Raw genomic sequence first — 15,078 nt, 5'->3', positions numbered from 1 at the left:
ATCACACTCTATATTTTTTGAGCCATAGTTTCCACTACATCAATAATATCGAGGATATGCTTCCACATAAATCCGACTTGCAGACAAAAATATTAATACCGTACCTCAATTGTACCCTAATCATGTCTATTTAAAAAAGCGGGCCAATGGCCCGCTTGGTTATATTTTGCTCACCCATCCTCACACCGGCGGATGGAAATGGCTGGCTTCGCGGGTGGCCATCTCCTCGTAGGTGGCCCACTTCTGCCACGCCACTTTTTGCGCCACCTGCATCAGCCGTTCGGCCTCCTCCGGATGGCTCTGGGCCAGCACCCGATAACGGGTCTCCTCCTGCCGGTATTCAGCAAGGGGAATGGTGGGGCGCAGGCTGTCGAGGCTGAAGGGGTTCTGCCCCGCACTGCGCAATACCGGGTTGTAGCGCATCAGCGGCCAGTGACCGGAGGCCACCGCGCGTTTTTGCTGGGTCAGGCCAAACTCCATATCGATGCCGTGGGCGATACAGTGGCTGTAGGCGATGATAAGCGACGGGCCCGGATAGGCTTCGGCCTCACGCAAGGCCTGCAGCGCCTGCTGCGGATTGGCACCAAAGGCGATGCGGGCCACATAGACGTTGCCGTAGGAGATGGCCTGCAACGCTACATCCTTCTTGGCCAGCGTCTTGCCCCCCGCCGCGAATTTGGCGACGGCACCGAGCGGGGTCGATTTCGACATCTGGCCGCCGGTGTTGGAGTAGACCTCGGTATCCATCACCAGCACGTTCACATCGCGCCCGGAGGCGAGCACATGATCGAGCCCCGATGAACCGATGTCATAAGCCCAGCCATCGCCGCCGATGATCCAGACCGAACGGCGCACCAGCTGATCGATGAGCGACAGCAGCTCGCGGGCCTTGCCGGATTTCACCTCTTCCAGCCGCTCGCGCACTTGCGCGACCCGGGTGCGCTGGGCGCGGATCTCCGACTCCAGCCGCTGTGGGGCGCTAATCAGGGTATCGACCAGCTCTGCGCCCAGCTCTCCCTTCATCGCTTCGAGGGCCGCCACCGCCTGACCGTGATGCTGATCGGCGGTGAGACGAAAACCAAAGCCGAACTCGGCGTTGTCCTCAAAGAGGGAGTTGGACCAGGCGGGCCCCTTCCCTTCGCCGTTCTTGGCCCACGGTGTGGTCGGCAGGTTGCCGCCATAAATGGAGGAGCAACCGGTGGCGTTGGCCACTAGCATGCGATCGCCAAACAGCTGGGTCAGCAGCTTGAGATAAGGTGTCTCGCCACAACCGGCGCAGGCACCGGAGAACTCGAACAGGGGTTCGAGGAACTGGGCACCGCGCACCGTGGAGAAGTCCACCCGCTCGCGAGCAGGCCAGGGCAGGCTCTCGAACCAGCGCAGCGCCTGTTTCTGGCCAGCGAGATGCGGCGCCTTGTCCATCATGGCGATGGCGCGCTCGCCCTCATGACTCTCATCCGCTCCGACCCGCACCGGACAGGCCTGCACGCACTGGCCGCAGCCGGTGCAATCCTCCGGATAGAGCTGCAAGGTGTAGCGGCTGTCGGGGAAGCCCTTGGCGGTGACGGGCACCGACTGCGCTGCCTCGGGGGCGGTCGCCAGCCAGTCCTGATGGTAGAACTTGGCCCGCAGCGCCGCGTGGGGGCAGACAAAGACGCAGTTGCCGCACTGGATGCAGATATCGGAGTGCCAGATCGGGATCTCGCGGGCGATATCCCGCTTCTCGAAGCGGCTGGTGGCAGTGGGGTAAGTGCCATCCACCGGCAACATGGAGACGGGGATCAGATCGCCGCGCCCCGCCAGCATCTCGCCAGTGACCCGCTGGACAAACTCGCTGCCACCCGGTGCCAGTGGCAACGGATAGTCGCTGATCTGCTCGTCACCGGCCGGGATCACCACCTTGCAGAGGTGAGCCAGGGTATCGTCCACCGCCGCGAAGTTACGCTCGACCACCTCGGGTCCCTTGCGGGCATAACTCTTCTCGATGCTCTCCTTGATCAGCGCAATGGCCTCATCCCGTGGCAACACCCCTGCCAGCGCGAAGAAGCAGGTCTGCATAATGGTGTTGATGCGATTGCCCATGCCGTTTTGCTCGGCCACCCGATCCCCATCGATGCAGTAGAGCTGGATATTGAGGGCGCGAATACGGGCGCGCAGCCGCTCGGGCAGCTCAGCCCAGACTCGTTCAGCCTCGTAGGGGGCATTGAGCAGCAGGGTCGCCCCTTCCGCGGCGTGCTCCAGCAAGTCTACCGACTCGACAAAACCCCACTGGTGGCAGCCGATAAAGCTCGCCTGCTCGATAAGCCAGGGGGCGTCGATGGGCTCGGGGCCAAAGCGCAGGTGGGAGACGGTGCGCGAGCCCGACTTCTTGGAGTCATAGACGAAGTAGCCTTGGGCGTGGAAGCCCTCCAGCTCGCCGATGATCTTGATGCTGTTCTTGTTGGCACCAACCGTGCCGTCGGCGCCGAGACCGAAGAAGAGCGCCCGCACCCGGCTGGCAGGCTCAAGATCACCGATGGGATGCCATGCCAGACTGAGGCCCGACACGTCATCGACAATCCCCACGGTAAAGCGGGGGCGCGGCGCATCGGATGCCAACTCCTCGAACACCGCCGCGCACATGGCGGGGGTGAACTCTTTGGACGAGAGGCCGTAACGGCCGCCACTGAGCCAGGGCAGCCGCTTGATAAGGCCGCGCTGCAAACCGTCGATAAGGGCGCTCTGCACATCCAGCAGCAGCGGCTCACCGCCCGCCCCCGGCTCCTTGGTGCGATCCAGCACCGCCATGCGCCGCACGCTCTGCGGCAGCGCATCGAGCAGCGCCTGTACCGGGAAGGGGCGATAGAGGCGAATGACCAGTACCCCGGTCTTTCGATCCTGCCGATTGAGCCAATCCACAGTGGTACGGGCAGTAGCCGCCCCCGAGCCCATCAGCACGATGACGTCGGTGGCATCGGGCGCGCCGTGGTACTCCACCAGCCGGTAGTGGCGGCCGGTCAGCTCGCCGAGATTGTCCATGCATTGCTGCACCCGCGCCGGTACCGCTTCGTAGAAGGGGTTGACGCTCTCGCGGGATTGGAAATAGGTATCCGGGTTCTGGGCGGTGCCACGCATCACCGGATGATCCGGGTTGAGGGCCCGCGCACGGTGGGCGCGCACCCAATCGTTGTCGATAAGAGCGCGAATTTCATCCCGATGCAGCGCGGTGATCTTGTTCACCTCGTGGGAGGTGCGAAAGCCGTCGAAAAAGTGGATAAAGGGCACCCGGCACTGCAGGGGGACGCTGTGAGCGACCAAGGCCAGATCCTGCGCCTCCTGCACCGAGCCGGAGGCAAGCATGGCAAAGCCGGTGCTGCGCGCCGCCATCACATCCTGATGGTCGCCAAAAATCGACAGCCCCTGCGCTGCCAGCGAACGGGCCGCCACATGGAACACCGCCGAGGTCAGTTCACCGGCGATCTTGTACATGTTGGGCAGCATCAGCATCAGCCCCTGACTGGCGGTGAAGGTGGTGGCGAGCGCCCCCGCCTGCAGGGCGCCGTGTACCGTGCCTGCCGCCCCCCCTTCGCTTTGCATCTCCACCACTGTGGGAATGTTGCCCCACAGGTTGGTCTGCCCCTCCGCCGCCCAGGCATCGGCCAGTTCGGCCATGGTCGAGCTCGGGGTAATGGGGTAGATGGCACACACTTCGCTCAGCTGGTAGGCCACCCGGGCCGCGGCTTCGTTGCCGTCGACCATGATCAGTTCATGTTTCATTGGGACTCCTCCGGTTGGCGCAGCTCGATGGCGTGACAAGGGCACTGGTCGTGACAGGCACCGCAGCCGGTGCAGCGCTCGGCATCCACCTGATAGCCCTTGCCCGGCCCCAGCTTGGCGATGGCCTGCTCGGGGCAGCTGCCATAGCAGCCGTCGCACTCGAAGCAGTTGCCGCAGGAGTAGCAGCGCGCCGCCTCGTAGCGGGCGGCCACCTCATCCAGCCCGCCGATGATCTCGCCAAAGTCATCCCGCGCCCATGCCGGTTTGACCGGCTGACTGCTGGCCGGGGCGTGGGTCTGGAACCAGAGTTGCAACTGCTCTGGCCCCACCAGCGGGTAGGAGACCATCTTTTGGTAGTGGCGACCGCGCAGCCAGGCATCCATATGGCGCGCCGCCTTCTTGCCATGGCCGGTGGCGATGGTGACGGTGCGCTCGGAGGGCACCATGTCGCCGCCCGCAAACAGACCCGGCACATCCGTCATCAGGTTGCCAGCCACCTGCACCACTCCCTCCTTGTTGACCCGCACGCCGGGAATGCTCTCCAGCACCGAGAGGTCGACCTCCTGACCGAGCGCCAGAATAAGGGAGTCTGCTTCGAGGGTTTCAAACTTGCCGGTGGGCACCGGCTTGCCCTCGGTATCCAGCGCCATCACCTCCACCTCGATGTTGGTGTTGTCGAGCTGGCGGATGCTGCGCAGCCAGTTGATCTTGATCCCCTCCTCCTCGGCCTCGTCGGCTTCAAAGGCGTGAGCCGGCATATGGTCCCGGTCACGGCGGTAGATGATCATCGCCTCTTCCACACCGAGGCGACGAGCGGTACGGGCAGCATCCATGGCGGTGTTGCCGCCGCCGTAGATGGCCACCCGCCGTCCCAGTTTGGGGGGTGGCAAGCCCTGCTCTTCGGCCAGACTGGCCTGTTCGAGGAAACTCACCGCATCGAGGATCTTGCCCGCTTCCCGGGCCGGAATATCGACCCGCTTGGCCAGATGGGCGCCGATGGCCATAAAGACGGCGTCAAAGCCCCCCTCATCGCGCTCGCGCAGCACATCCTCCACCTTGTGGTTGAGGGTCAGGGTCACCCCGGCCGCCACGATGCGGGCCACCTCCCGATCCAGCACATCGCGGGGCAAGCGGTAGGCGGGAATACCAAAGCGCAGCATGCCGCCGGCAAGCGGCCCCGCTTCGCGGATCTCCACCTGATGGCCGAGCCGGTTGAGGTGCCAGGCGCAGGAGAGGCCGGAGGGACCGGCGCCTATGACCAGCACCTTCTTGCCGCTGGCAGGGGCAGGGTTTGCGGGCTGCCAACCACGGGCCAGCGCCTCGTCGCCGAGGAAACGCTCGATGGCATGGATAGAGACGGATTCATCCACCTGACCGCGGTTGCAGGCGCTCTCGCAGGGGTGATAGCAGACCCGGCCATGAATGGCGGGCAAGGGGTTCTCTTCGATCAGGGTCTGCCAGGCCGCCTCAAAACGGCCGGCCTGCGCCAAAGAGAGCCAGGCCTGGATATTTTCTCCGGCCGGGCAGGCGTGATTGCAGGGTGGCAGGGCCGGCCGCCAGACGGGTAGCCGAGTACGCACCGGGCCTGTTCCCGTTTTCAGGGAGAGATCCGGCAATGGGGTCATGTCCAGTTGTTTGCTCATACATTGCTTTCTTCTTTTTGTGTGACAGGCCCCACCCGATGGCGCTTGATACCGTGTAGCCGAAGCGGACGGTGGCCGGATGGGGAAGAAGCGAAAGCGTTAGAAACTGGGAACTGAGTCGATAATGGCCGCTTTTTTGTACTGATTAGCGAATCAGGATCAAAAAATGTTGCACTTTATGGTTCATAGAGACCAGAACGTGACTCAAGTAACATCTTCTCCAGCTGACCGCTGGCTTTCAGTTTGGCGAGCCCCCGATTGAAGGTTTTGATCAGTTCGTCAGCATTGGCGCGCTTTCGGCTGATCAACAGGTGACCTTCAACTTTCATCACGGGTTTTGAATGGGTTGCAAAGAGCTCGACCGTACTGGCCGGGTAGAACTGACGCAGGGAGTAGTAGCCGACATCGATGTTCTCCAGGGTCAGGTCGGCGCGGCCGGAGAGCAGCAGATCAAAGCTCTGGCGCAGCCGGGTGACAAACTGCACCTGCAACGGCACCTGCGCGATGGCTGCAAAAAAATCTGCATTGTAGGTATAGCCACTGACCGCAGCCAACTTGCGATCCGCCAAATCCTGATAGCCACGCCATTCCAGCGGAGCTGACTTGAGATAGAACCAGACGTAGGTCTCGCTCAGGATGGGATCGCTGTAGAGATGGGTTTTGCGCCGCTCGTTCGACTCATACCAGTGGACAGTGCCATCCACCACTCCCTCCTCCGACAAGCGAAAGGCCCGTTTCCAGGATAGAAACTGAAACTTGACGCTCACCCCCTCACTCTTGAATGCCTCGCTCACCACATGAGGGATAAGCCCCTGATATTTCAGCGTCTCGGAGCAGTAAGGGGGATACTCTCCCGTGGTCAGGGTCAGCTCCTGCGCCCAGAGCCCGTGGCAAAAAAGGCTCCCCGCCAGCAACCAGCTTATTTTCATCCCGATGCCCTCTTGTTCTGTTTTCCCAACTATAGACCGCCCCCTTGAAAGGATTGCCGGATCGCCGGGGAACCGTTATGTTCCCCTTTTTCCAGGCGATCGCGCCGCGTCACAAGGATATGAAGATGCCCAGGCTAGACAGCATTCACCTCTACCCCATCAAATCGACTGCAGGTATGCCGCTGGCTCGCGCCCGGGTGACCGAAGAGGGACTGGCAGGGGATCGCCGCTACATGGTGGTCAAACCGGACGGCACCTTTATCACCGCCCGAACCCACCCCCAACTGCAACAGATCGTGGCCACCCCCATCGAAGGGGGCTTGCAACTGCGCTATCCGGGCTTTGAACCCCTCACCCTGCAAGAGGTCGACTTCAGCCGCGCCCCGCAAGCTACCGGAGTCTGGAGCGACCGTTTCACCGCCCTGCACACCGACCCCAAAGCCGATGGGTGGCTGAGCCGGGTGGCAGGGGAAACGGTGCAGCTGCTCTGGCTGGGTGAAACCTCTGATCGCTTTCGCGAGAAGACCGGCACCCGGGTCAGCTTTGCCGACGGTTATCCGCTGCTGCTGATAAGCCAAGCCTCCCTTGAGGATCTCAATCTGCGCTCCGATGCGCTGCACCAGATCAGCCAGTTTCGCACCAATCTGGTGGCAAGCAATACCCAGCCCTTCGAGGAGGACAGCTGGGTGCGCATCCGCATCGGTGAGGTGGAATTCAAGGTGGTCAAGCCCTGCAGCCGCTGCATCATGACCACGGTGGAAGCGGGCACCGATCGTTTCAACGCCCTGAAAGAGCCGCTGGCCACCCTAACCCGCTACCGCCGTGGCGAGGATGGCGAGGTCTACTTCGGCCAGAATCTGGTGGCGCTGAATGAAGGCTGGATTGAGGCAGGCAGCGAGATCGAGGTTCTGGAGCGTACCCGTCCGGTGGTCTATCCCGCCGCCGCACCGAAGAAGCGGGAGCTGGTCTGCGTGGCCCGCGAACCGCTGGCGCGGGATCTGGAGACCTTCTGGTTCGACGCCGCCGATGGCGAGCCCCTGCCCGACTACCTGCCGGGCCAGCATCTGCCCATCAGCCTCGATATCAAAAACGAGCGGATCCAGCGGCGCTATACCCTGAGCTCCACGCCGGATCACCCGGAGCGTTACAGCATCAGCGTCAAGAAGGTGGAGGGTGGCCGCATCTCCCACTGGCTGCACCAGCAACTGCAGGTGGGCGACCGGCTGCTGGCCGCCAACCCCGCAGGCGAGTTTCACTTAGGGTCCGAGCGCAACCTCCTGTTGCTCTCCGCAGGCTCCGGCGTCACCCCCATGCTGGCGATAGCCCGCACCCTGGCGCTACGCGGGGAGCTGGAAGAGGTTCACTTTATGCACCTGTGCCGCAGCGAAGCGGACATTCCCGCCGCCAGCGAACTGCACGCCATGGCGCAGCAGGGGATGACCCTCACCCTGATCCTGAGCCAGCCGGACAATCACTGGCAGGGGCTGCAAGGGCGACTCAATGATGAGCATCTGCAACTGGTCAAAAGGTTGGCCGGGAAAGAGGTCTTTATCTGCGGCCCCCACGGCTTTATGGCCGATGCGGCGGCGAAAGTGGCAGCCCTCGGCGTTCCGGCCGCGCGTATCAGACAGGAGAGTTTTGGCGGCGCCATTCTCTCGGTGGCCCGCCCCCATCAGGCGGTGCAACTGCGTATCGGCGCCCAAGCCTTTACCGGCAACAATCAGGGCACTGTGCTGGATCAGGCCAACAAGCAAGGTGTAGAGCTGCCATGGAGCTGCCGCGCCGGCATCTGCGGCAGTTGCAAACAGACGCTGATCTCGGGCGACGTGGATCACCCAGACGCCCCCGCCATCACCGCCGCCGAGCGGGCCGAGGGCAAGATCCTTGCCTGCTGCGCCGTGCCGCTCACCGACCTTGAAATCCTATGATCGGGTGATCGGGCCGCATTAATTCACGCCAACCCAGATGACCGGGGAATTGACCCCGGTCATCTTTATCCACACTTGTTCACCTGATCCGCCCTTAATTTGCCCCCACGGCCTTCATCTGTGAGTTTCCCTTCCTATACTCTCAGAGCAAAAAGCCTTGCCAGCCATTGACTTGGCGATGCTCCATACGACACTCAGCCATAGGGAAAGGACGCCCATACCATGGAACAGAACAAGCCCGCCTTTCAGCTCAACCTGCGGCTATCCGTCATCACCCTGATCCTGCTGTCACTGGTGTTTTTCGCCTACAGCTGGGCGGGTAAACAACTGGAAGAGAGTTATCGACAACAATATGTCTCCTACCTGCTGGCCGACGAACTGCGCCAATCCTCCGATGATCTGACCCGACTCGGGCGCACCTATGTCATCACCAAGGATCCAGCCTACGAGCAGCAGTACATGCGGATCCTGGCCATTCGCAACGGCGAGCAGCCGAGGCCGGATGGCTACAACCGTATCTACTGGGACTTTGTCGCCGCCAACGGCCAGAATCCCCGCTCCGACAGCAATGTTCGCCGTGGCCTGATCGACCTGATGAAAGATGCCGGTTTCACCGACGGTGAGCTCGCCAAACTGAACGAGGCCAAAAACAACTCGGATGCGCTGGTCAACACCGAGGTCGCCGCCTTCAAACTGGTGCAGCAGAGCGATGGCGACCCGGTTGCCAACCAGCAAAAAGCCATCGCCATGATGCATGACAAGGCCTATCACCAGAACAAGGGGCGCATCATGTCCCCCATCGATGACTTCTACGTGATGATGGAGCAGCGCAACCATGAGGCAGTCGAGAGCGCCATCGCCAATACCGATATGCTGCGCTATCTCTTTATCGCCCTCGGTCTGGTGTTGATGTTCTTCCTCTGGCGCACCTATCGCTCCCTGCTCGATCTGGTGGGCACCTCGGTCGAACAGCTCAAGACCGATCTTCATATGATGGCGGAAGGGGACTTCTCGCGCCCCATCAAGGTGCCGCCAGGATCGAAAGAGAGCCTGATCGGCCTGCTCGGCGGTATGCAGACCACCCTCAAGGGGATCATCGCCAAGGTCTCCCACTCCACCGAGGAGCTGTCCCACTCTGCTGACAGCATCGCCCAAATTGCCGAGCAGACCGCCCAGTTTGCCACCGATCAGCAAACCAGCACCCAGACCATGGCCGCCGCCATCGAGGAGCTGGTGGTGAGCATCAGTCACCTCTCCGACAATGCCACCCATGCCGACGAGCTGAGCAAGGTCTCAGCCAATACCCTGGAGGAGGGGTCAGGGGTCATTAAAGAGACGCTTGGCAGCATCGAGAATATCTCCACCACTGTGGGGGATGCAGCCAGCACCATCTCCGAGCTCAACGGCCATACCCAGCAGATTTCGGAGATCATCGGGGTGATCCGCGGTATCGCCGATCAGACCAACCTGCTGGCTCTCAACGCGGCCATCGAGGCAGCGCGGGCCGGTGAACAGGGTCGCGGCTTTGCGGTGGTGGCCGACGAGGTGCGCAATCTGGCCAGTCGCTCGGCGGCCTCAACCCAGCAGATCACCGGGATGATTAGCAAAATCCAGAGTGGGGCGGATGCCTCCATCCGCAGCATGGAGAACACGGTCAACAACGTCTCTCGCGGGGTCACGCTGGCCAACCAGACCGGCGAGGCGATCGCCAGCATCCAGAGCCACGCCTCCAACCTCACCGGCTTGATGGGAGAGATCAGCCACACCCTGCGCGAGCAGTCCACCGCCGCCAACGAGGTGGTCTCAACCGTCGGCAACATCACCTCCCTCTCCGAACAATCGGGGGATGCCGCCCGCCATGTGTCGCAAGAGGCGGCCAAGCTCAAGCAGCTGTCCCGGGTGCTGCGCCAGGAGATGGGGCACTTCAAGCTTTAAAGACCACGGCAAAGCAAAACGGCTGCCTTTGGGCAGCCGTTTTTTATTCGGGGTTATCCCCAGTTTCAGTATCTATCAACCACGCAGGGCGGCGATACGCTGCTCGATGGGCGGGTGGCTCATGAACAGCTCGCTCATGGAGCGCTTGCCGTTGATGCCAAAGGCCATCATAGAGCCTTCAAGCTGCGGCTCGGCACCGCGGGAGAGGCGCTCAAGGGCGGCAATCATCTTGTCGCGACCAGCCAGCTTGGCGGCACCGGCATCGGCACGGAACTCACGCTGACGGCTGAACCACATGACGATGATGGAGGCCAGAATACCGAACAGCATTTCCAGCACGAACACGGTGATCATGTAGGCAAAACCGCCGGTACTGCTGCTCTCTTCCTCGTTGTTGGAGCTGAAGAAGTTGCTGATCACGCCAGCCACGATCCGGGCGAAGAACATCACGAAGGTGTTCACCACCCCCTGGATCAGGGTCAGGGTCACCATGTCGCCATTGGCCACGTGGCTCACCTCGTGGGCCAGTACCGCTTCCGCCTCGTCACGGCTCATGCTGTAGAGCAGGCCGGAGGAGACCGCCACCAGCGAATCATCGCGGCGGGCACCGGTCGCAAAGGCGTTCATCTCGGGAGAGTCGTAGATCCCCACTTCCGGCATCTTGATACCCGCTTCGCGGGCCTGACGGGCCACAGTGCTCACCAGCCAGTGCTCGGTCTCGTTACGGGGTTGCTCGATGACCTGGACGCCATAGCTGCGCTTGGCCATCCACTTGGACATCAGCAAGGAGATAAAGGAACCCCCAAAACCGAACACGGCACAGAACACCAACAGCCCGGAAATGCTGGACTTGTTGATCCCCAGAACCGAGAACAGGATATTGAGTACCACCCCCAGCACCAGCATGACGGCCAGGTTGGTCACCAGGAATAGCATAATTCGCTTCATATAGACTCCTTGTGAAGATAAGGGACATGACCGGGGATCACTCGGGATCCCCACCTGATCATGTTAATGTCGACATTCTAGGGAGATTCGATGAATGTTCGCTGAATATGCCGTCAAAGTAGCGGCGAGATATCGAGACGCCCCTGCAAATCGGCTTCAAGCGGATTGTTTATAAACGGAATTTCGCCGAGGAAGGGGGCTGGCAGCAAGCCCCTCAGGGTGTCCAGATTTTCCTGATAATGGCTCATGGAACCATGGAGCCGATTAATTACCCACCCCGCCACCGGCAACTGATCATTGCGAATGGCGGCAAAGGTGAGCAGCGCATGGTTGAGGCAACCCAACTTGGCCCCCACTACCATGATCACCGCCATGTTCTCCTGCTTGACCCAGTCCGACAGCAGATGCTTGCGATCGAGCGGCAAATACCAGCCCCCAGCCCCTTCCACTACCGCCAGTTCGGCCCCAGCCTGTTCAATCTTGCGTAGCCCCTCGCTCAACCCCTGCATGGTGATAGGCTGGCGCGCCTCGCTGGCGGCGATATGGGGCGCAATCGGCGGCTCATAGGCGAACGGATTGACCACCTCATAGGGCAGCGGCAGACTCGCCGCCTCCTGCAACAGAACGGCATCCAGGTTGCGCAGCCCGTCCGGGGTGCGGGCACATCCGGCCGAGACCGGCTTGTAACCCGCGCACTTGATTCCCTGTGCGCTGAATTCGCGCAGCAGGGTGCGCGCCACCAGCGTCTTGCCCACATCGGTATCGGTGCCGGTGATAAAGAATGATTTCATACGGTTCTCTCCTTGACAGGGGGTAGCACACTGCCCTGCACACACTGCGATTCCCGGCGCTCAACGAGGCTTGCTGAGGCTGCCGAGGCACACCCGATAACTGGCGACCAGCCTGCCATCGGGCTGGCGAAACGCCTCATACGCCTGCGCCAGCTGCTGCAATCTGGCGCGCCCGCTCAGACCGGCCGGGGCGGCACTCCCCTGATTGTCATTGACCTGATTGGCCCCAATCCCCTTGAGATCACGCAACAGCTGCGGCAATTCAAGATAGGCGAGATCCCAGGTGATACAACGCAGCTCGGGAGCAGATATCCCGGCGCTAGCCAGCGCCTGCTCCAATTGTGGCAGGCTGAGGAAGCGATTGACATGGGCGCGACCATCAAGCTGCTGCCAGGCGGCTCGCAACTGCCAGAGCGACTCATCGAGGGTCGAGAAAAAGATCTGGCCGCCCGGTTTGACCACCCGCAGCAGCTCGACAAAAGCCTGGGCCGGACACTCGCACCACTGCAACGCCAGACTGGAGAAAACCCAGTCAAATGTGTTATCGGCGAAAGGAAGCTGCTCCGCATCGCCGTAGAGCAGGCGGGCGCCGCTGCCACGCAAGGCGGCCTGCGCCAGCATGCCGGGGGCAAGATCCAGCCCCACCAGCTGGTGACAACGGTTCGCCAGTTGGGGCAAGAAAAAACCGGTGCCGCAGCCCAGATCCAGCCCGCTCACCGTCAGATCAGTGCCAACCGGCCTGCTCGGCATCCATTCCAGCAACGCCTGACCCACCTCCTGTTGAAAGCGGGCATGGGCATCGTAATGACGAGCGGCGGCGCCGAAACGGCGAGCAAGCTGCGCCTTGTCGACCGTTTGAAAACGCTCAGCCATAGTGAGCCTCCCCAAGCGTTGTAACTGCAGGGCAGACCCCCAAGGCATCGAGCAGGCGATCCACATCCTGCTCGCGGTGAGCCGCGCTCAGGGTAATGCGCAGCCGCGCCGTACCGACCGGCACAGTGGGCGGGCGGATGGCGCTAATCCAGACGCCGCGCTCCCGCAGCCGTTCTGCCAGTTGCAGGGCAACACTGCTCTCCCCCACCAGCAGCGGCTGGATCGGGGTATCGCTCGCGCCAAGCTGCCAACCCTGATCCTTTGCCCCTTGCCGGAAGCGAGCGATCAGCTGGCCAAGATGGGCGCGGGACTCATCAGCCGCTCGCACCAGTTCGATGCTCTTGCTGACCGCGCAAGCCTGCGCGGCGGGCATATGGGTGCTGTAGACATAGTGGCGGGCGAAGTTGACCAGATACTCCACCAGTTCGCGACTGCCGCCGACAAAGGCACCGGCAACCCCGAGCGCCTTGCCAAAAGTGCCCATCTGGATGTGTACGCAGGCCGGGTTCACCCCTTGTGCGGCCAGCGTGCCACGCCCCTCGGGCCCCAGCACGCCGAGACCATGGGCATCGTCGATCATCAGCCAGTTGCCGCTCCGGGCTGCCAATGCCGCGAGTTCACCCCAGGGGGCCTGATCCCCGTCCATGCTGAACACCCCCTCCGAGACGATCAGCCCGCGATTTGGCTCAAGCTGCCGTTCAAGGGCCGCCATATCGTTGTGGGCAAAACGCTTCATCTTGCAAGGGAGCTGGCTGCCCATCTCCTGCAAAGAGGCGTGGTTGAGTTTGTCCTGCCACAGCAGGTGTTCCTTGCCGAGCAGGGCTTTGAGCACCGCCTGATTGGCCGAAAAACCGCAGTTGAACAGCAGTACCGCCTCCACCCCGAGCCACTCGGCCAGGGTCTCCTCAAGCTGTTGGTGGGCACGGCTGTACCCGGTCACCAGCGGCGAGGCGCCGGAGCCCACGCCATAGCGTTCAACCCCCGCGTTGAAAGCGGTCTTGATGGCGGGATGATCTGCCAGCCCCAGATAGTCGTTGGCGGAAAAATTGAGGTATTCGCGCCCTGCAACCCTGAGCCGCCCGCCACTTGCCCCGTCGGTCGCGATGCGGTTGCGCAGCAGACCCGCCTGCTCGCGCTCGGCCAGCGCCGTGCTCAACCCAAAGGGGCCCGTTACTGCAGGGCCGTTCATGACCGCGCCGTCTCTGCACGGGGACGGGTGGCGTCATAAAACATTTCGGCAGGTTCGCTCTGGCGGCTCACCTCGGCCAGCAGCTCCTCTTCTTGAACCTGATCCGGCTTCTGGGCGCGCTGGGCGGGACGAATGCCGAGCCGCTTGAACAGCTGCATATCGCTGTTTTCGTCCGGGTTGGGGGTGGTCAGCAGTTTGCAGCCATAGAAGATGGAGTTGGCCCCGGCCATAAAACACATGGCCTGCATCTGCTCATTCATCTTCTCCCGCCCGGCTGAGAGGCGCACATGGGAGGCGGGCATCATGATGCGCGCCACGGCGATGGTGCGGATAAATTCGAACGGATCGAGGTTCTCCTCGTTCTCCAGCGGCGTTCCCTTCACCTTGACCAGCATGTTGATGGGCACACTCTCCGGGTGCCGCGGCAGGTTGGCGAGCGCCATCAAGAGGCCCGCCCGATCTTTCGCCTGCTCGCCCATGCCGACGATGCCGCCAGAGCAGACCTTCATGCCCGCGCTGCGCACATGCTCCAGAGTATCGAGCCGATCCTGATAGGTGCGGGTGGAGATGATCTCGCCGTAAAACTCCGGCGAGGTGTCGAGGTTGTGGTTGTAGTAATCGAGCCCAGCAGCGCCAAGACGGGCCGCCTGATCGGCGGTGAGCATCCCCAGCGTCATGCAGGTCTCCATCCCCAGCCCGCGCACCTCCTCAATCATCCGGATGATGTAGGGCATGTCTTTTTCTTTGGGGTTGCGCCAGGCGGCCCCCATGCAAAAGCGTGACGAGCCGTTGGCCTTGGCTTCGCGGGCCCGCTCCAGCACCTTCTCCACCTCCATCAGCCGCTCGGCTTCGAGCCCGGTGTGGTAACGGGCGCTCTGGGGGCAGTATTTGCAATCTTCCGGGCAAGCGCCGGTCTTGATGGAGAGCAAAGTACTCACCTGCACTTCATTCGGGTCAAAGTGGGCGCGGTGGACGGTCTGGGCCTGAAACAGCAGATCGTTGAACGGCAGGGCAAACAGGGCCTGAACCTCGGCGAGGGTCCAGTCATGACGAAGGGCGTGACCGCCCGCGGTGAGAGCATTCATA

At 62.1% G+C, this 15,078-nt stretch carries 10 protein-coding genes; 2 read left to right on the top strand and 8 right to left on the bottom strand.

What is annotated here, in order from left to right:
- Nucleotides 1–180: 180 nt before the first annotated feature.
- The 3 genes from nifJ to ACTG2J_RS07290 all read right to left on the bottom strand — a co-directional run bounded on the left by nifJ (nucleotide 181) and on the right by ACTG2J_RS07290 (nucleotide 6,328).
- Nucleotides 181–3,756 carry a pyruvate:ferredoxin (flavodoxin) oxidoreductase gene (gene nifJ / locus ACTG2J_RS07300; protein ID WP_439988837.1) on the bottom strand — a complete coding sequence of 1,192 codons (3,576 nt, stop codon included), beginning with the start codon at nucleotides 3,754–3,756 and terminating at the stop codon, nucleotides 181–183.
- Nucleotides 3,753–5,399, bottom strand: a complete 1,647-nt coding sequence (locus tag ACTG2J_RS07295) for an NAD(P)-binding protein (protein ID WP_439988838.1) — start codon at nucleotides 5,397–5,399, stop codon at nucleotides 3,753–3,755. The genes nifJ and ACTG2J_RS07295 overlap by 4 nt, the downstream gene beginning before the upstream one ends.
- A 176-nt stretch (nucleotides 5,400–5,575) precedes the next feature.
- On the bottom strand, nucleotides 5,576–6,328 hold the full coding sequence (locus ACTG2J_RS07290) for a substrate-binding periplasmic protein (protein WP_439997340.1): 753 nt from the start codon (nucleotides 6,326–6,328) through the stop codon (nucleotides 5,576–5,578).
- 77 nt (nucleotides 6,329–6,405) lie between these two features.
- On the opposite strand from ACTG2J_RS07290, the gene ACTG2J_RS07285 reads away from it, so the two are divergent.
- The gene (locus ACTG2J_RS07285) at nucleotides 6,406–8,256 is read left to right on the top strand and encodes an MOSC N-terminal beta barrel domain-containing protein (protein ID WP_439997339.1); all 1,851 of its coding nucleotides are present in this window, start codon (nucleotides 6,406–6,408) and stop codon (nucleotides 8,254–8,256) included.
- Between the two features lie 222 nt (nucleotides 8,257–8,478).
- Nucleotides 8,479–10,191, top strand: a complete 1,713-nt coding sequence (locus ACTG2J_RS07280; RefSeq protein ID WP_439997338.1) for a methyl-accepting chemotaxis protein — start codon at nucleotides 8,479–8,481, stop codon at nucleotides 10,189–10,191.
- A 75-nt stretch (nucleotides 10,192–10,266) separates the two neighbouring features.
- Here ACTG2J_RS07280 and htpX read toward each other — a convergent pair whose 3' ends face one another.
- From htpX to bioB, 5 genes are all read right to left on the bottom strand, one after another.
- Nucleotides 10,267–11,139, bottom strand: a complete 873-nt coding sequence (gene htpX / locus ACTG2J_RS07275) for a protease HtpX (protein ID WP_005337890.1) — start codon at nucleotides 11,137–11,139, stop codon at nucleotides 10,267–10,269.
- Nucleotides 11,140–11,252: 113 nt separating this feature from the next.
- The gene (gene bioD / locus ACTG2J_RS07270; RefSeq protein WP_005337893.1) at nucleotides 11,253–11,930 is read right to left on the bottom strand and encodes a dethiobiotin synthase; all 678 of its coding nucleotides are present in this window, start codon (nucleotides 11,928–11,930) and stop codon (nucleotides 11,253–11,255) included.
- 60 nt (nucleotides 11,931–11,990) lie between these two features.
- On the bottom strand, nucleotides 11,991–12,803 hold the full coding sequence (gene bioC, locus ACTG2J_RS07265) for a malonyl-ACP O-methyltransferase BioC (RefSeq protein WP_439997337.1): 813 nt from the start codon (nucleotides 12,801–12,803) through the stop codon (nucleotides 11,991–11,993).
- A complete protein-coding gene (gene bioF / locus ACTG2J_RS07260; protein WP_439997336.1) occupies nucleotides 12,796–13,992 on the bottom strand; it encodes an 8-amino-7-oxononanoate synthase in 1,197 nt (398 codons plus the stop codon). The genes bioC and bioF overlap by 8 nt, the downstream gene beginning before the upstream one ends.
- On the bottom strand, nucleotides 13,989–15,077 hold the full coding sequence (gene bioB, locus ACTG2J_RS07255) for a biotin synthase BioB (RefSeq protein ID WP_204382916.1): 1,089 nt from the start codon (nucleotides 15,075–15,077) through the stop codon (nucleotides 13,989–13,991). Before bioB ends, bioF begins: the two co-directional genes overlap by 4 nt.
- Nucleotide 15,078: the final 1 nt, after the last annotated feature.

It is taken from the genome of Aeromonas sp. 6P (assembly GCF_051919525.1).
Lineage (GTDB): Bacteria > Pseudomonadota > Gammaproteobacteria > Enterobacterales > Aeromonadaceae > Aeromonas > Aeromonas veronii.
Note: the sequence above shows the minus strand (reverse complement) of the source record. Positions and strands in the feature narration are given on the sequence as shown.